The sequence below is a fragment of the Maritimibacter harenae genome (assembly GCF_009882975.1).
Classification (GTDB): domain Bacteria; phylum Pseudomonadota; class Alphaproteobacteria; order Rhodobacterales; family Rhodobacteraceae; genus Maritimibacter; species Maritimibacter harenae.
Genome location: NZ_WTUX01000068.1, coordinates 21,047 through 38,158, shown reverse-complemented (window position 1 = coordinate 38,158; position 17,112 = coordinate 21,047). Strand labels below are relative to the sequence as shown.

The following is a 17,112-nucleotide window of genomic DNA, read 5'->3' as shown; positions in this document are numbered from 1 at the left end:
GCGCGTCGGGCGATTGCTCAACCTGCGCCAATCGGCGTAAACACCAACCGGGCTCCGGTCGCGGCTGGATGAAAGTTCAGGGGCAGGTCACGTCGTATCGACGTCGTGGAGTTTACAGTTCTGGCGAGGGTCATTGGTTTTGACAAAGATGAAGTCCTGTCGATTGTCGAAGCCGCCACGGAGCCCGACCACAGGATTTGAAGCCAATGAATTGTTGAGAACGCGGGAACCCATTTTCTCGGTCTGATGATCATTCCCTCATCGAGGACCAGGTAGCCAAAATCAACGAAGTCCGGCGCGCGGTCGTAGTGAACGCTCTGCAACCTCACACCGCAGTTTGCAGCGCCACAGTGCAGGAAGTTAGTAAACAGTGAACGATGATAGGGGTGAGGGCGTCGCGATCGCCAATCTGATCGGGACCGATGGGTGCAGTGTTGTTGGTTGGGTTTATCGCTGGAGTACAGGCTCACATGCGGTGATGTGGGACGTCCAAGGGCCCCAGCCGGTATCGGAAACCCGGCCGGATATAAGTGACGAACAGAAGCAAGAAATCGACTTCGATGCGCTCACGCGGATTCGAAAAAGTGACAGTGGATAGGATTCTCACGCAGCCGCCAGTTCATATTGATGGAAAGGGTCTGCGAGCGTACCGGTCATTTGAGCTGATGGCAGCGAAGGTCTCGAAGGAGCCCAGAGTGAGCGATGCTGCGCGCTCCACCAATGTCAGTTTTGGTGGTGATCGGCGAAATTGTGTATTTTTGGAAGCACCGCCAAAAGCTCTACAAAGTGTTCGCGGTGCGCGGTATCACGGGAACCCCGCACGCATGTATGCGATGATTTTCCAGATTTCTTCTTCAGTCAGCGCTTCCCTGAAGGCTGGCATTTCTGTTCCGAAGCGCTGACCGCCCTCAGAAATTGCCCAGAGCAGATACTCGTCTCCCGACATCGGCATCTGAACAAACCATCTAAGGAGAGCCGGAGAAGGCACGAGAGACCGACCGGCCTCACCATCCCCGAGACCCTCGGCTCCATGACAACTTGCGCAGTTCGCTGTGTATAGCGTCTGGCCTTCCGCGATAACTTCAGGCGTCGCGCGAATAGTGCTCCGAGCGCCCCGATGAGCTGCGGGCACGCACTCGTTCATGTAAGTCCAATGTCGTTGCATGCGCTATTGCTGGCCCGGACCCATGTTGCCGTGTCCCCAGCCAGGCATGCGTTCAGACCACATGTGGTTCGGTCCCATTGGCCCGTGACCCCACCCAATCGCCTCGCTGCTGCTGTGCGAAGGCTACAGTAGCAGAGATCATACACACCGCAACCTTACCAAAATAGCGTGATTTATGCTGCTTCATAGTCTTCTCCTTATGGTTTCCGATCAATGAAATTGCCGTCAGGCTGCTTCGTAACTCGTGAACACTTCGGTGTTACCGTCGCGCCGGATCAGAAATACATCGTAGGCTTCACGCTGATCTTCTGGCCCCATTCCGTGTGATCCATAGGGCATGCCGGGAACGGCGAGACCGACTGCGTCTCGGCGTTCGTCCAGAAGGCGACGAATGTCTGCTGCGGGCACATGGCCCTCGATCATATAGCCTTCGATCTCGCCTGTGTGGCACGATATCATCTCTTGGGGGATGCCATTGTCCAACTTGTGTCGGACCAGCAGTGTTCCAAAGCTGCGCTCCTCGGTCACACGGAAGCCTTCAGCCCGAAGAATATCAGCCCAAACCCGGCAACAGCTGCAATTCGGGTCCTTAAGAACGTGGATCGACGGAGCTCCCTGCGCAATCGCGGCGAAGGGTGCAATGCTGGTAAGACCTACAGCGGCTATAATAATTTGACGGCGCGTTACATCAATATCAGTCGTCCTTTAGCTCTGTCCTAGTCTATTTCATCGCTTAGTGGCTGCTTATCTCCCGCGATAGTTGTCGCAGGCCTCAACGCCCCCTGCGACCACATCGAGAAGTGCGTCCACATCGCTCAACAGCGTTGCGATACGTGCGCTACTGATACGGTAGCGGATGAAGCGCCCATCTCGGTCGCTGTTAACTAGCCCGCACTCCAACAAGCATCGCAAGTGGTTGGATACGTTTGGTTGTGATAGTCCCGTACGCTCGACGAGTTCGTGAACAACCAGCGGCTCCCCGCACAGCGCGCCGAGAATAGACAAGCGGCTTGGGTCGGCAAAGCCGCGAAATAGTTTTGCGCGTTGTTCAATGGTACCGACCTTGCGGTCCACAACGATCTGCGTCATATCATTGCTCACTGATATATTATCCTTTGATCCACTTTAGCAGGAGAACTGCGATCATGGCCAACGCTGATAGCACCGGTTCGGCGGCAGATATCCCATCCTTCCGTTACCGCGTTTCCGGTATGGATTGCGCCAAGGATGCCGCCCAGATCGAGCGGGCGGCGCAATCTGCAGGTATCGCGCCTGACGCCGTGAAAGTGTCTACTGCAACGCACATAATGACTTTGACAGCTCCCGAAGCGCGCTTGCCGGAAATTGAAAAAGCCGTCGAGACAACAGGGTATGGGTTTGACCGCATCGAGAGCGACGAAGATATTCAGCAAGGTGCGGCCCATCAGGACCCTGGCTATCGCCGCGCGCTCTGGATCGTTGTGATCCTGAATGTTGGTTATGGCGTTCTTGAAATGATCGGCGGGTTCATTGCCGGGTCACAGGCCGTGAAGGCCGACGCGTTGGATTTCATCGGCGACGGCGCAATCACCTTCCTCGGCCTGTTGGCCATCGGCTGGAGCCTCGCTTGGCGAGCGCGGTCGGCTCTGATCCAGGGCATCTTCCTCGGCCTGCTTGGTCTTGGAGTCTTTGGCACGACCATCATAAGGGCATTCGAGCCGACAACCCCAGACGCCACTTTGATGGGGATTCTGGGCCTGATTGCTCTTGTGATAAATGTCATCTCCGTGCTGCCGTTGCTGCGGTACCGCAAGGGCGACGCGAACATGCGCGCTGTCTGGCTGTTCTCGCGCAACGACGCCATCGGCAACGCCGCAGTCGTTATCGCCGCCGGGCTGGTGGTTTGGCTAGGCAGCGCATGGCCCGATCTCATCGTAGCCTTCGGGATCGCCGGACTGTTCCTGCACTCGTCATGGGCGATCATCCGCGACGCGCGGGCCGATCTGAAGGCGGTGGCATGAACAGCCGCGTTCTCGGTGGGCTTTGCGCCATCGCCGCGTTTGGTGTTGATCAGGGCACCAAGGCTCTTGCCCTGAACTCCCCGGCGCTTGAGAACGGGGTCGAGGTTCTGCCCTTTCTCAACCTCGTGCGGGTTTTGAACGATGGGGTCAGCTTCGGTATGCTCGGCGGGGTCGTACCCTGGTGGGGTCTGGTCGCACTTGCTGCCGTGGTCGTGGCATGGCTGCTGATCTGGCTGTGGAAGGCTCCGGACAGGCTGACAGGTGCGGCGCTCGGTCTGATCATCGGAGGCGCGCTTGGCAATATCCTTGACCGTCTGCGCTATCAGGCCGTCCCTGACTTTCTCGACTTCCATTACAGGTCATACCACTGGCCGTCCTTCAACTTGGCTGACGTGGCGATCTTTTGTGGGGCAGCATTGCTGTTCTGGGACAGCTTTCGCACCTCGAAAGTTAGGCCGGAAAATCGGGAACAAGACAATCGCAAGGGAGATGTCACGGGGGGATAACAGCTAACAGGCAAAGAACTTTGGGAGGGAATTCGGCTTGAGATTTTTGGATTGGATTGACCGTGGCATTCGCGGCATCGGCGTCGTGACTGCGTGGCTGACAGTTGTTTCGATTGCTGCTTATGGCGCGCTTCAGATGCTGGATCGCAAGCTACAACTTGGCGTGTCGAGCTATTTGCCGGACCTGTCCACGTCACTGCTGTTCATCCTAATTTTCTTGACCTTTGGGTATACCTATCTGCGCGACGGTCACGTGCGCGTTGATGTTCTTCGCAGACATTGGTCCGCCCGCCGCATTGCTTGGATCGAACTGATTGGCGGCCTTTTTGTCCTTCTGCCGCTCGCCGCCATCCTGACCTACTACGGATGGGACGGTTTGATGCGCACCACGAAATACGCGGAAACCCAGTTGTGGGCACAACGCATCACCGGGGTCATCGGCCCCATCTTGCTGGCTCTTGCCGGGATGATCGTAGCCCTTCGCAACATCGCCTTTCTGACAGGGAGACGTGCGCAAGGTGCACCGGAACAAGCAAGCGGCCTGCACAATGGTGAATGAGGTCCTCACGGTTGCCATGCTTGTCGTGATGGCGATTGGGGTTTTCAGTGGCTTTCCGGTGGCGCTGGTGCTCGCGGGGACAGGCTTCTTGGGGTTTGTCGCTGCGGTTTGGGTGGGGATCACTGATTTTCAGCATCTGGGGCTGATCTACCTGCGGGCCCGTGGTGTACTGACCAATGAATCAGTCCAATTCACCAGCGTTCCAATGTTGATTTTTCTTGGCCTGATCCTGAATGCCAGCGGGATTGCCGAAACCATGTTTCGCTTGCTGGGGCGTCTTCTGACAGGCGTTCCCGGTCGCTACGCCATTGCGACTTTGCTGATCGGCCTCGTTCTTGCGCCCGCCGCCGGGGTGATCGGTGCTTCCGTCATAACTGTGGCGTTGGTGGCCTATGCCCCGATGATGGCGTCGGGCTACGCACCGCGAACCGCAGGAGGCGCTGTCGCAGCTTCTGGAGCATTGGGTGTCGTGTTCCCGCCAGCCGTGATGCTGTTCTTCATCTCGAACGTGTTCTATCTGCGCATCGGATTGATGTATGTGGCCCTCATCGTACCTGTGCTTCTGATGGTCATGGCCTTCGCGGTCTACTTTGCGGTCACCTTGAGAAAAACGGTCGAAATCCCGCTGGACACACCCAAGACCAATCTTGTGTCAGACCTCTTGTTTGTACTCGCGTCTGTCGCGGTCATCGCATCCATTCCGCTCAGCATCATTCTGGGCTTTGCGACACTAACAGAGGCGGCTGGAGTAGGGGTTTTTGGCGCGCTTTTGGTTGCTCTGGCGCGAAAGCGTCTGTCTTTCTCGTCGTTAAACTCTGTCACGGTGCAGACAAGCACGATGACGTCGATGGTCTTCTTCATCGTACTTGGCGCATCGGTGTTTTCGCTCAGTTTCCACCTCGTTGGTGGACCAAATGTGATCTTCGACTGGATATCCGCATTCGATCTCACCCGGTGGGAACTGTTGGCCATGCTCCTTGGCGTGATCATCATACTTGGGTTTGTTTTTGACTGGATCGAGGTGCTGCTGGTCTTTGTACCCGTACTGATGCCGATTATTTCAGAGCTCGACTTCGCAGATCACGTCGGCTCTGCCTACTTTGCACAAATCTGGATCGCTGGCCTGATAGCCTTGGCGTTGCAGACGTCTTTTCTGACGCCCCCTTTCGGTTATGCCCTGTTCTTTGCCAAGATGGCCGCACCGAAGGGTATCAATCTGTCTGATATCTATCGCGGAGCGGTACCCCTTGTTGCCATTGAGATTGCATTGATCGCGGCGCTGATCTCGTTTCCTCAGCTTATCACTTGGCTGCCCGAAATGGCCCTTGGGGATGCCGATGCGCCGCAATTGATACAGCGGTGAGTGATGTAGCCTGCAGCGGGGGAAAGCATTCCCTTGTGGGTTCTCTAGGTTTAACCGTTTTTTCGGATTGAGCTGAAGCGGCCACTGGCGCAGCCGCAGCGAAATGGTGCTTAGTCCGCTCTCCGGACAAACGCACCGAAAGCAGCGAAGGGCCGGTATTTGAACAACTCAGCACGCTAAAATTCTCGCAGCATGATGGCAAAGCTGTCTTTGTCAGCGCTAGTAGTTCACCTGTTCGAAGCCGTAGTTGCCCTCATAGTCACGCCAATCGACGAAGACAGATCGGTGATAGATACCCGGGCAATTCTGGCCCCAACGTTCAAGTCCCACATGGGCCTCGGGCAGGGCAGTTATGGAAGATCGCTGCCATGAGAAATCGCCTTGGGTCCCGTAGGTGCCGAGGACCACGGTCGCGCTTCGGTTACAATCCCCATCGCGCCCGGACTCGTGCTGTCGTGCATACCGTACATCGAAGACGCGGATGGACCGCACGAAATTGAACTCTGGCCCGCTGATATCGATGTCCGCGCGGTCCTGAACAAGCCGAAGGGTGAAGTCTGTGGGAACGAGATTATCTACTGGCAAGGATTGGAGCGGTCGACGGTTGTCGGTCCGGTACAAGGCTTCAATTATGCGGTCAGCGTTGTTTGATTGCCGATCGCTCTCATAGGACGCGCCCATGGGACAGCGCCAGATTTGCAGCGGCGGTTCCACTGGCCAAGGCGTAATCCGCCGGATGAACTCGGCGCGGGCTCGGGCGCAAGGGACGGAAGCGGGCCAGCCGCCAGACAGGCACAAGAGGATCGCGCAATCGATCGGGTAGGTCTGCGCGCGGGCGGGTGCCGGCAGCGAAAAGCTTGTCGCGGCCAAAGCGACTGCGACCGAGGGGAGGAGCTTCTTGAGTAAATGGCGCATACTGGGGGACCTCCGTGAGAGGAGTTCAGCATACATACGATAATATACTATCGCAACGCAAAATATTAAGCCGCATAATGAAGTTTATGTTAAGTATTTGCGATCCTCGGGAATTCGAGAGCCCGTCTTTTTTTGGCTAAAGCCGATGGGTCGCAAATGTGCTTTTCCCTTGTTCCCGACCGGCACTGAGCGGGCGCAAGCAGAAACGAGAGTTCACAGACCGCAACGCATATATTGAACGGACAATGTGCTTGGCACGATAACACACTACTTCTGATTCTCGTTTGAACGCGGCAAAGCACCCGCTTCTTCTGATAGCTATCCCCAAGCTTATGAAAAAGCGTCAATATTTTTTGTTGACTGCTTCAGCTATTTATTACTTACTAGTCAGTAAAAAGGAAACCTAAATGCTGACAAAAAAACTGTCGTCTTGGAACCAAAGGGGTCGCCGATCTGGTGCGCGTTGACGAAATCATTGCTGCAGGCTGTAACCAGGGCTGCCAGCTCAGGATTGTGATCGAAGACATGCGATGCCAGCTGCCGCACGTCGTCCACCCAATTGGAAAGCCTCAGCCTGAAGGGGATCAAGGACAGCAAGAGCTACAAACACCTCGTCCACATGTACCTTACAAGCAAAGTACCCGGTGGCGGTTGCGTCGATTGTTGGCATGGGCGCCAAAAAGGCGAGCCACAAAATCAGCTGCATTTGGCAAGTTGAAAACACATTAAACCGGGTTTTCGAAGATGGCAGTGACGTGGTGAACAATCTCTGGAAGCTGAACGAAACTACCAAGTGAAGTCGCGTTTCCCATCGGACACTTCCCGATGGCCGAACATCAAAAAAAGGAGCCTCATAATGAAGGTGCTGGTGCCTGTCAAACGCGTGATCGACTATAACGTGAAGGTTCGCGTCAAAGCGGGCGGATCGGGCGTTGATCTCGCCAACGTGAAAATGTCGATGAATCCGTTTGACGAAATTGCCGTCGAGGAGGCGATCCGACTGAAAGAGGCCGGCAAAGCCGAAGAGATCATTGCGGTCTCGGTCGGCGTAAAGCAGGCGCAGGAAACGCTGCGGACAGCTTTGGCCATGGGGGCCGACCGGGCGATCCTGATTGTCGCCGCCGACGATGTGCATACCGACATCGAACCCCTCGCCGTGGCGAAGCTGCTGAAAGCGGTGATCGACGAAGAACAGCCAGGTATCGTTCTGTGCGGTAAACAGGCCATCGACAATGACATGAACGCCACCGGGCAGATGCTTGCGGCGCTCACGGGTTGGGCACAGGCGACGTTCGCCTCCAAACTGGAGATCGACGGCGACAGCGCCAACGTGACCCGCGAAGTCGACGGCGGATTGCAAACTATCAAGGTCAAAATGCCGGCCATCGTCACCGTCGACCTGCGCCTGAACGAACCGCGCTATGCCTCGCTGCCGAATATCATGAAGGCCAAGAAAAAGCCGTTGGACGAAAAAACCGCCGCCGATTACGGCGTCGAAGTCGCCCCGCGCCTGGAAATCGTCAGCACGGCCGAACCCGAGGCCCGCGCCGCTGGGATCATCGTCGGCTCGGTCGACGAACTGGTCGAGAAACTCAAAGAAGCGGGGGCTGTGTAATGGCTGTTCTTCTCCTTGCCGAAGTGAACAATGGCGAATTGTCGCTGGACGCCACCGCCAAGGCCGTGACCGCCGCCAAGGCCCTGGGTGACGTGACCGCGCTCTGTGCCGGGGGCTCTGCCGCCGCCGCGGGCGAAGCCGCCGCCAAGATCGACGGCGTGTCCAGAGTGCTGGTCGCCGAAGACGCAAGCCTCGGCCACCGCCTGGCGGAATCCACCGCTGCGCTGATCGTGTCGCTGGCCGGTGATTACGAGCATATCGTTGCGCCCGCCACCACCGACGCCAAGAACGTGATGCCGCGTGTTGCCGCACTGCTGGACGTGATGGTGATCTCAGATGCCTCGGGCGTGGTTGACGGCAACACGTTCGAACGCCCGATCTATGCCGGCAATGCCGTGCAGACGGTCCGCTCGAACGATGCCAAAAAGGTCGTCACCTTCCGCACCTCGACCTTTGATGCGGCCGGTGACGGTGGTTCGGCCCCGATCGAAACCATCTCGGCGGGTGACAATCCCGGCCTCAGCGAATGGGTCGAGGACAAGGTCGCCGAAAGCGATCGACCTGAACTGACCTCGGCAGGCGTCGTGGTCTCGGGTGGCCGCGGTGTCGGTTCCGAAGAGGACTTCAAACTGATCGAAGCCCTCGCGGACAAGCTAGGCGCCGCTGTCGGCGCGTCGCGCGCGGCGGTCGATTCGGGCTATGCCCCCAACGACTGGCAGGTCGGCCAGACCGGCAAGGTCGTGGCCCCGGACCTCTATGTTGCGGTCGGCATCTCGGGTGCGATCCAGCACCTCGCCGGCATGAAGGACTCCAAGGTCATCGTTGCCATCAACAAGGACGAAGAGGCCCCGATCTTCCAGGTCGCGGATTTCGGACTGGTCGCCGACCTGTTCACCGCCGTGCCGGAATTGATCGAAAAGCTCTGATCTGGAGTCAGAAAATGACCTATACCGCCCCCCTTCAGGACATGCGTTTCGTTCTGCGCAAGCTTTGTGATCTCGACGCGATCAGCCAGTTGCCTGGCCTTGAAGAGGCAACGCCGGATATGGTGGACGCGATCCTCGAGGAAGCCGCCAAATATGCCGGCCTAGAACTGTCGCCGCTCAGCCGGTCCGGCGACCTCGCCGGTCTGGGTTTTGAAGATCGCCGGGTGACCATGCCCGAAGGCTGGAAAACCGTCTACGACATGCTGGTCGAGATGGGCTGGAACAGCCCGTCGGCAAGCCCCGAATACGGTGGCATGGGTCTGCCCTTCGTGGTCAATGCCTGCATCCAGGAGATGTTCCACGGCGCCAACATGGCATTCCAGCTCTGCCCGATGCTGACCCAGGGCGCGATCGAGGCGCTTGAATGCTATGCTTCGGACACCTTGAAAGAGACCTACCTGCCCAAACTGGTGAGCGGCGAATGGACCGGAACCATGAACTTGACAGAACCGCAGGCAGGGTCTGATCTGGCCGCGATACGGTCAAAGGCGGTGCCCGAGGGCGATTGCTACCGGATCAGCGGCCAGAAGATCTTCATAACTTACGGCGAGCATGACCTTACTGACAACATCATCCACCTCGTGCTGGCCCGACTGCCTGATGCTCCGGCGGGCGTCAAAGGCATCTCGCTCTTCGTTGTACCGAAGGTGATGCCAGATGGCGCTCCCAATGACGTGCACTGCGTTTCGATTGAGCACAAGCTGGGTATTCATGCCAGCCCGACATGCACGTTGTCATTTGGAGATAGCGGTGGCGCCGTCGGTTACCTTGTGGGCGAGGTCAACCGTGGACTGGAGTATATGTTCGCGATGATGAACAACGCCCGGCTCAATGTGGGAATCCAGGGCATCGGCGTTGCCGAACATGCCTGCCAGGACGCGGCGGCGTATGCAGCCGACCGCCGGCAGGGCAAGGTTGACGGGGTCGAGGGGTCGGCCGCAATCATTCACCATCCAGATGTTCGCCGCATGCTGGGTATCATGAAGAGCCGCACCGAAGCCGCCCGCATTCTCGCCTACCGCGCCGCGGCGGCGCTGGATTTTGCGCATCGCGCCGTCGACCCCGAGGCCCGGGACCGTGCACAGCGCCGGGTTGATCTACTGATCCCGGTTGTCAAAGGCTGTTCGACCGAGATGTCGATCCAGACCGCCTCGCTTGGCATTCAGGTTCATGGTGGCATGGGCTATATCGAGGAAACCGGTGTAGCACAGCACCTGCGCGACGCCCGGATCACCACGATCTACGAGGGTACCACGGGCATTCAGGCACTCGACCTGACCGGGCGCAAGATCCTGCGCGACCGCGGTGCGGCGGTTCAGGAAATCATCGACGACATGCGATTGAGCGCGGCGGAACTTGCCTGCGAGAGCAGCCCGCACGGTGATTGGACGCTCTTGTCGCGCAGCGTTTCGCACGCTGCCGATACGGTGGAAACCGCTACAAGATGGCTGCTTGATGCGGGTAAGGAAACCGCACATACGCAGGCCGCGTCGGCAATGAACGTGCTAGAGCTCTTCGGCCTTTCGCTGGGCGCCTGGGCCTTGGGCGATGCGGCGCTTGCTGCCGCTGGGGAACCTGCCGCGGGTGGCCAATCCGACCATGCCGGCGCCAAGATCCGGCTGGCGGAATTCTATGCGCAGCAAGTCTTCCCCGAGGCGCTGGCACGGCTGAGCGCGGCGACGGATGGTGCGTCGAGCGTTCTGGCGCTGGCACCCTCTGATCTGCACAGCGTTGCGTGAGGTCATTGAGATGTCTGGATCTGCACGAGAAACGATAGAATATGATGTGGTGATCGCCGGCGCGGGGCCTGCGGGTCTGAGCGCCGCGGTCCGTCTCAAGCAGCTCGACAGTTCGCTTGACGTGGTGGTGCTGGAAAAGGGTTCGGAAGTGGGGGCGCATATCCTGTCCGGCGCAGTACTCGATCCCTCGGGGCTCGAGGCGCTGATCCCCGACTGGAAGGAAAAGGGCGCGCCGCTAAACGTCCCGGTGACCTCCGACAAGTTCTACATGCTGGGCGAGGCCGGTCAGATCCGGGTGCCGGGGTTTCCGATGCCGCCGCTGATGAACAACCACGGCAACTACATCGTCAGCATGGCCAATGTCTGTCGCTGGATGGCCGAGCAGGCCGAGGAGCTGGGCGTCGAGGTTTTCCCCGGCATGGCCTGTTCCGAGCTGGTTTATGACGAAAACGGCGGCGTGAAGGGTGTTGTGGCCGGTGAGTTCGGCAAGGAAGCCGATGGCACACCGGGGCCGGCCTATGAGCCCGGCATGGAGCTGCACGGCAAGTACGTGTTTCTGTCCGAGGGCGTGCGCGGGTCACTGGCCAAGGAAGTGATTGCCAAATACGACCTGTCGAAGGGCAAGGAGCCGCAGAAATTCGGCATCGGCATGAAAGAGATCTGGGAGATCGACCCGGACAAGCACAACGAGGGTGAGGTGACCCACACCATGGGCTGGCCGCTGGGAGGCAATGCCGGGGGCGGGTCGTTCATCTATCACCTCGAGAACAACCAGGTCTATGTCGGGTTCGTGGTGCACCTGAACTACAAGAACCCGCATCTCTTCCCCTATATGGAATTCCAGCGCTTCAAGCATCACCCGATGGTGGCCGAACTGCTGGAAGGCGGCAAACGCGTGGCCTATGGCGCACGGGCGATTTCCGAAGGCGGATACCAGTCGATGCCGAAAATGGTGGCACCCGGTGTAGCGCTGTTGGGCTGTTCGGTGGGCATGGTCAACGTGCCGCGGATCAAGGGTAATCACAACGCGATGCTCAGCGGCAAGGCCGCGGCCGAGGCGGCGTTTGACGCGATTAAGGTCGAGCGGTCGGGTGATGAGCTGACGGCGTATGAGGACGACGTGCGGGGCGGCGCCATCGGCAAGGATCTGAAAAAGGTGCGCAACGTCAAGCCGATGTGGTCGAAATGGGGGATGCTGCCCTCGCTGGCGCTGGGCGGTCTGGACATGTGGACCAACACGCTGGGCTTTTCGCTCTTTGGCACGATGAAACATGGCAAGACCGATGCGGCGGCCACCGAAGAGGCCAGCAAGCACAAGGTGATCGATTATCCAAAACCCGATGGCAAGCTGAGCTTTGACCGGCTGACCAACGTGTCGTTTGCGATGACCAATCACGAGGAAAGTCAGCCAAGCCACCTGCAGCTGGGTGATGACAAATTGCCGATCTCGGTCAACCTGCCAAAATACGGCGAACCGGCACAGCGCTATTGCCCGGCCGGCGTCTACGAGGTGGTCGAGGAAGACGGCAGCGACCCGCGCTTCGTGATCAATTTCCAGAACTGCGTGCACTGCAAGACCTGTGACATCAAGGACCCAAGCCAGAACATCAACTGGGTCACGCCGCAGGGCGGCGACGGACCAAATTATCCGAACATGTAAATGCCTAAATCAGGAGAACCGCACTATGAACGAGCTGAACGGATATGACATCGAAGATCTCGAACCGGGCATGACCGCCACGTTCTCGAAAACCATCACCGACGCCGACATTGTTCTCTTTGCCGGGGCATCCGGCGACAACAACGCCATTCACATCAATGATGAGTTTGCCAAAACCACACCGTTCAATGGCCGGATCGCGCATGGGTTTCTTACCGCCAGCACTATCTCCGCGGCGATTGCCAACAAACTACCCGGGCCCGGAACAATCTATATCTCGCAGGAGATGAATTTTGTGGCACCTGTGCGTCCAGGAGACACAGTTCACGCTGAAGTGATTGTCGAAACAATCGAGACCGAGCGCTGCCGCGCGAACTTGAGAACAACCTGCCGCGTCCGCGGGCAGGTCGTGGTGGACGGCGAGGCCACTGTCAAGCTGACCTCCAGCGCCAAACGGGGCACAAAAGCCGCGTAGGATATGGCCGACGATCCTTTAGTCAGCCACTTAAATTGTGTCCCCTGTGACTGAACATTCCACCAGCCGCCACGACGACAAAGAGGACATCGTGGGTATCACGACGTTCCTGGGGTTGCTTGACAGGACGGCGTTGCCGCTTGGATGCGCCAGAAAGACAAACTTGACATGATGGGACTCGGATGATGACACAGTGGACTAAAACGAACGACACAGCCGACACAGCAAAGGCCGCAACGGAAATGCAGGATCTGACCCTGCGCACGACAAAAGTGCTGTCACAGCTGCACGTGCGGGCCCTCAAAAAGGCCAGCGGGTCAGAGTATTCCCTGATCGACGCCAAGACACTTGCCAAAGCCTATGGAACCTTCTGGGCCGACATGCTGCAGGAGCCGGGCAAGCTGGTTGATGCACAGATAAAGGCCAGCATGGCGATCCAGTCTTCGTGGAAGGCGATACTGCAAGGCCCCGATGAAGAAAGCGGTGTGCGAGATCGCCGTTTCAGCGATCCGAGTTGGGAAAAGGACCCGATATCGCGAGCCTATCGCGATGTGTTCCTGGCGATTGAAGGCGCGACCAATGACCTTTTGGAAGAGCTTCCAAAAAATTCCAGAGATTATATGCGTGTCAGATTCTACACGCGGCAGATGATGAGCGCACTGTCGCCCAGTAACTACCTGCTGACCAACGCTCCGGCGCGTAAGATGTTCACTGAAACCAACAGTGCGAGTTTTCGGGAAGGATTGTCCAAAATGCTCGACGATCTCGAGCGCGGTGAGGGGCGCCTGGACATCGCGACGAACGATCCGTCGGCGTTCACGGTCGGAAAGGATCTTGGCACGACAGAAGGCGAGGTTGTGTTTCAAAACGACCTGATGCAGCTGATCCAGTACCATCCGCGCACACCGGACCAGCACAGTGTGCCAATCCTGTTTGTCCCGGCCTGGATCAACAAGTTCTACATTCTGGACATGCAGCCGAAGAACAGCCTGGTGCGCTACATGCTGGATCGGGGGCATTCCGTGTTCGTGATTTCCTGGGTCAACCCGACCAGCGATCACGCGGACAAGGATTTTGCTGATTACATGAAACTCGGACCGCTGGCCGCGCTTGATGCCATTCGCGACATCACCCGCGAAGAAAAGGCCAATATCCTCGGTTTCTGCATTGGTGGCATCCTGGTGACGGCAACGCTGGCTTACCTCGCAGCCATTGGTGATGACCGGGTCAATTCCGCCACGACACTGGCCACCATGGTCGATTTCAAGGACGTGGGCGAAATCGGCGTCTTCGTCGATGAAAACCGGCTGGAAGTCCTGCGTGCGCATATGGAAGAGAAAGGCTATCTTGAAGCCTATCACTTGCAGGACATGTTCTCGATGCTTCGCGAGAACGATTTGATCTGGTCGTTCTTCGAGGCCAATTACCTGCGCGGTCGGAAACCCCGGGCTTTCGACCTTTTGTATTGGAATTCGGATTCCACACGACTGCCTGCGGCCATGCTGCTTTGGTATCTCAAAGAGGTCTATCTAGAGAACCGGCTGCGCCAGCCCGGTGGATTGGAAATGAACGGTGTCAAGATCGATCTGAGCAAGATCGAAACGCCGGTTTTCGTACTTGCCACGTCCGAGGATCACATCGCCCCCTGGACCTCGATTTATCCAGCTACGCAGATACTCGGCGGCGAGGTTGAATTTGTCCTTGGCGGCTCGGGCCATATTGCCGGAGTCATCAACCCCCCGACCGAACGTGCCAAATACGGTTTCAGAAAAAGCGACACCTATCCGCCAGAACCAGCGAATTTTCTGACCAAGGCCACGGAAATGCCGGGGTCGTGGTGGCCCTACTGGGCGGACTGGCTCGAGGCCAAAGACGGCAAGACCGTCAAGCCTCGAAAGCCCGTCAACCGCGGAAAGTACAAATCCATCGAGCCGGCACCGGGAAGCTACGTTCGGGCGAATTGAGACCGCGTTCCATGACAGGGATATGTGGTCGTTCGGTACTGCCGGAAATCGCCGCGAAACCTGAACGCCATCCCTCGTGAAGCGGAACGACCGGAAATCCTATCCCTATTGAACCAAGCATCAAACGTCTTGCATTCCTCGGCATAATCAAATGGCCGGTAGCGGATACTCCTGTGCATATGTGGGCAGGGCAACGATCTTCGTCAGATTTCACCGAATGAATTGCCCCCCAATCAACCGGCATTCCGAAATCCCGACTGTGACTGGTCTGGTTGTATGCCGAAATTGAGCGCAAAAACACAGCATTGGGTGCGCTAGGCTCGTATTCCATCGCTGACAAGTTCAAGGATCTGGTTGGCAATAACCTCGGGAGGTTCCGGACCGTCGGGATCGTACCACTCCGGCATCTGGTTGAAGGCCGAGAACAGAACCTGGGCGAGCCTTTTAGGCGAGCATTCGCGGATTGACTTATCCTTGATACCTGCCTCGATGACCTCTTCAAGGAATTCCTGACCGTCGCGCAAGGTTTGGCGCAGTTTTTCCTGATCCTTGCCCGTGAGGTTGCGGCGCGCCTCGCGCATCAATGAGGAACCGAAATCGCTCACAACCAATGCAGCGTAGGAACGAAAAAACACATGAACCCTGTCAAGGCCATTGCCAGTTGACCTTTGGGCCGCGTCAAAGCACAGACCGACCCTTTCCAGGGAAACCAGTGCGCACTGCATTAGGATGTTTTCCTTGTTGCGGGCGTAATAATACAGTGCAGGCTTGGTCAGATCCAGTTCAGCGGCGATATCATCGAGCGAGGTTTTCTTGTAGCCGACCGACGAGAACAGACTCGCCGCGACATCCAAAACTGCGCGGCGTTTAAGTTCCTGCTGTTCCTCGACGTCTTTTGTCTTTTTATGCCATTGGATCGCAGGCACATTTCCCTCACTATAAATTGTGCGCCGGGCGAGAGAACTTCCCGCCCGACATGTTGGCGAGATTAGTAGTCGAGGCCCCGGGCTGCAACGGTCCAGGAGCCGTTTTCAACCCTGGCCAGAATCAGCGTTTCCACCCCCTGGTGATCTTCGGGGCCAAAGCTGATTGTTTGGCCGCCGATCGGATCGACATAGCCATTGATCGCCTCGATCGCAGCCAAGAAGCCTTCGGTGGTCAGTTCGGGGCCTGCCGCTTCAAGCGCCTCGGCCAGCAAATCGATGAAAATATAGCCCAACTGCGCCTGCGGCTCCATTTTTGTCCCATAGGTCTCTGCATAGGTTTCCAGGATGCGTTTGGCCTCGCCTTCCGAAGTCGCGACATCGGCGAAGACGAAGGGCGAAACCAGATAGAGCCCTTCCATTGCACCGTCTGCCGCCTTGGCCACGGCATCCATGTAGGGGACCATGCCCGTGACGAAGATCGGTTCGAAACCGAGCTTCTTTGAGGTGGCAACGGTCAAGATCGTGTCCTTGACGCTGCCGGCGTTGAAGACGATGTCGCAGCCTGCATTCTTCAAGGTCGTGACCGAAGACACCATGTCGGTCTCTGTGGCCGAATGCTCGGTTTTTGCAACGATCTCCATGCCGTATTCATGTAGCTGCTGTTCAACGCCAAGCGTCATCGACTCGCCCGCTTCGTTGGCGATCTGCGACACGCAGGGAGTCACAAACCCGCCATTATCATGGAAATAGGCAACCGCCGCTCGGAACTGCTCGGTATAGTTGCGAAAAAAGGCGTATTTCATCTGGTGCAGCGGCTCTGCCATCTCGGGCGCCGCAGTCATGGGAAACAGGTTGGGAACGCCGGCGTCCAATTGCTGCGGCATGACCGCGAGGTTCATCGGTGTTCCCAGCGCGCCGACCATAGCAAAGACCCTGTCGCGGCGCAGCAGTTTGTTGGCAGCCTGAATGGCGCGCGGCACCTGATACTGCGTGTCCTCGATCACGATCTCAAGCTGGCGACCGTGAATGCCGCCCGCGGCGTTGATCTCGTCCACGCGCATGCGCAGTCCGTTGGCTTCAGGTACGCCCCAGACAGCCAGCGGGCCGCTGAGATCGGTATAGCTGCCAAGCGTGATCTTATCTTCGGTCACGCCCTGCGGACCAGCGATGGCCGCCCCGGTGACCAGCGCGGAGAGCGCCAGTGCAGTTGCAAAATTCTTCATGATTTCCTCCCTTTCA

General features: G+C 57.7%; 19 protein-coding genes. 12 read left to right on the top strand and 7 right to left on the bottom strand.

Annotation, left to right across the window (positions count from 1 at the left end; all coding sequences use genetic code 11):
* The first annotated feature begins 695 nt into the window (after window positions 1–695).
* On the top strand, window positions 696–902 hold the full coding sequence (locus GQE99_RS21350) for a hypothetical protein (protein ID WP_162797850.1): 207 nt from the start codon (window positions 696–698) through the stop codon (window positions 900–902).
* Here the strand turns inward: GQE99_RS21350 and GQE99_RS22005 are convergent.
* The 3 genes from GQE99_RS22005 to GQE99_RS20730 form a co-directional block, all read right to left on the bottom strand.
* Complete coding sequence (locus tag GQE99_RS22005) at window positions 806–1,144, bottom strand: c-type cytochrome (RefSeq protein WP_161353840.1); 339 nt, start codon at window positions 1,142–1,144, stop codon at window positions 806–808. The genes GQE99_RS21350 and GQE99_RS22005 overlap by 97 nt on opposite strands.
* 246 nt (window positions 1,145–1,390) lie before the next feature.
* Window positions 1,391–1,858 carry a DUF411 domain-containing protein gene (locus GQE99_RS21920; RefSeq protein WP_074637346.1) on the bottom strand — a complete coding sequence of 156 codons (468 nt, stop codon included), beginning with the start codon at window positions 1,856–1,858 and terminating at the stop codon, window positions 1,391–1,393.
* 51 nt (window positions 1,859–1,909) lie between these two features.
* Window positions 1,910–2,254, bottom strand: coding sequence for an ArsR/SmtB family transcription factor (locus GQE99_RS20730; protein WP_046212131.1), 345 nt, complete (start codon window positions 2,252–2,254; stop codon window positions 1,910–1,912).
* A gap of 56 nt (window positions 2,255–2,310) precedes the next feature.
* On the opposite strand from GQE99_RS20730, the gene GQE99_RS20725 reads away from it, so the two are divergent.
* The 4 genes from GQE99_RS20725 to GQE99_RS20710 are packed head-to-tail and all read left to right on the top strand — an operon-like array spanning window position 2,311 to window position 5,593.
* Window positions 2,311–3,165, top strand: coding sequence for a cation transporter (locus GQE99_RS20725; protein ID WP_028284971.1), 855 nt, complete (start codon window positions 2,311–2,313; stop codon window positions 3,163–3,165).
* Window positions 3,162–3,671, top strand: coding sequence for a signal peptidase II (gene lspA, locus GQE99_RS20720; protein ID WP_036538122.1), 510 nt, complete (start codon window positions 3,162–3,164; stop codon window positions 3,669–3,671). Before GQE99_RS20725 ends, lspA begins: the two co-directional genes overlap by 4 nt.
* 37 nt (window positions 3,672–3,708) lie before the next feature.
* On the top strand, window positions 3,709–4,230 hold the full coding sequence (locus tag GQE99_RS20715) for a TRAP transporter small permease subunit (RefSeq protein ID WP_223229250.1): 522 nt from the start codon (window positions 3,709–3,711) through the stop codon (window positions 4,228–4,230).
* Entirely contained in the window at window positions 4,181–5,593 is a 1,413-nt protein-coding gene (locus tag GQE99_RS20710) for a TRAP transporter large permease (protein WP_233145770.1), read from the top strand. Before GQE99_RS20715 ends, GQE99_RS20710 begins: the two co-directional genes overlap by 50 nt.
* A gap of 219 nt (window positions 5,594–5,812) precedes the next feature.
* Here the strand turns inward: GQE99_RS20710 and GQE99_RS20705 are convergent, their stop codons facing one another.
* Both GQE99_RS20705 and GQE99_RS20700 read right to left on the bottom strand, forming a co-directional pair.
* Window positions 5,813–6,508, bottom strand: coding sequence for a hypothetical protein (locus GQE99_RS20705; RefSeq protein ID WP_223229251.1), 696 nt, complete (start codon window positions 6,506–6,508; stop codon window positions 5,813–5,815).
* Window positions 6,509–6,895: 387 nt separating this feature from the next.
* The gene (locus tag GQE99_RS20700; RefSeq protein ID WP_161353839.1) at window positions 6,896–7,105 is read right to left on the bottom strand and encodes a hypothetical protein; all 210 of its coding nucleotides are present in this window, start codon (window positions 7,103–7,105) and stop codon (window positions 6,896–6,898) included.
* A 71-nt stretch (window positions 7,106–7,176) separates the two neighbouring features.
* Between GQE99_RS20700 and GQE99_RS21785 the strand changes: the two genes are divergently transcribed.
* From GQE99_RS21785 to GQE99_RS20670, 7 genes are all read left to right on the top strand, one after another.
* The gene (locus GQE99_RS21785; RefSeq protein WP_268892766.1) at window positions 7,177–7,305 is read left to right on the top strand and encodes a hypothetical protein; all 129 of its coding nucleotides are present in this window, start codon (window positions 7,177–7,179) and stop codon (window positions 7,303–7,305) included.
* Between the two features lie 59 nt (window positions 7,306–7,364).
* Window positions 7,365–8,123 carry an electron transfer flavoprotein subunit beta/FixA family protein gene (locus GQE99_RS20695; protein WP_161353838.1) on the top strand — a complete coding sequence of 253 codons (759 nt, stop codon included), beginning with the start codon at window positions 7,365–7,367 and terminating at the stop codon, window positions 8,121–8,123.
* Window positions 8,123–9,049 (top strand): electron transfer flavoprotein subunit alpha/FixB family protein, encoded by a 927-nt coding sequence (locus GQE99_RS20690; RefSeq protein WP_161353837.1) that lies wholly within the window; start codon window positions 8,123–8,125, stop codon window positions 9,047–9,049. The genes GQE99_RS20695 and GQE99_RS20690 overlap by 1 nt, the downstream gene beginning before the upstream one ends.
* Window positions 9,050–9,063: 14 nt before the next feature.
* The gene (locus GQE99_RS20685; RefSeq protein ID WP_161353836.1) at window positions 9,064–10,848 is read left to right on the top strand and encodes an acyl-CoA dehydrogenase; all 1,785 of its coding nucleotides are present in this window, start codon (window positions 9,064–9,066) and stop codon (window positions 10,846–10,848) included.
* Window positions 10,849–10,858: 10 nt separating this feature from the next.
* Window positions 10,859–12,508: an electron transfer flavoprotein-ubiquinone oxidoreductase gene (locus tag GQE99_RS20680; protein WP_161353841.1), complete on the top strand. Its 1,650-nt coding sequence runs from the start codon at window positions 10,859–10,861 to the stop codon at window positions 12,506–12,508.
* 25 nt (window positions 12,509–12,533) lie between these two features.
* On the top strand, window positions 12,534–12,983 hold the full coding sequence (locus GQE99_RS20675) for a MaoC family dehydratase (RefSeq protein WP_161353835.1): 450 nt from the start codon (window positions 12,534–12,536) through the stop codon (window positions 12,981–12,983).
* Window positions 12,984–13,225: 242 nt separating this feature from the next.
* Window positions 13,226–14,947, top strand: coding sequence for a PHA/PHB synthase family protein (locus tag GQE99_RS20670; RefSeq protein WP_161353834.1), 1,722 nt, complete (start codon window positions 13,226–13,228; stop codon window positions 14,945–14,947).
* 314 nt (window positions 14,948–15,261) lie between these two features.
* On the opposite strand, the gene GQE99_RS20665 is transcribed toward GQE99_RS20670, so the two are convergent.
* Window positions 15,262–15,873 (bottom strand): TetR/AcrR family transcriptional regulator, encoded by a 612-nt coding sequence (locus GQE99_RS20665; RefSeq protein ID WP_161353833.1) that lies wholly within the window; start codon window positions 15,871–15,873, stop codon window positions 15,262–15,264.
* A gap of 62 nt (window positions 15,874–15,935) precedes the next feature.
* Window positions 15,936–17,096, bottom strand: coding sequence for an ABC transporter substrate-binding protein (locus GQE99_RS20660; RefSeq protein WP_161353832.1), 1,161 nt, complete (start codon window positions 17,094–17,096; stop codon window positions 15,936–15,938).
* Window positions 17,097–17,112 lie beyond the last annotated feature (16 nt).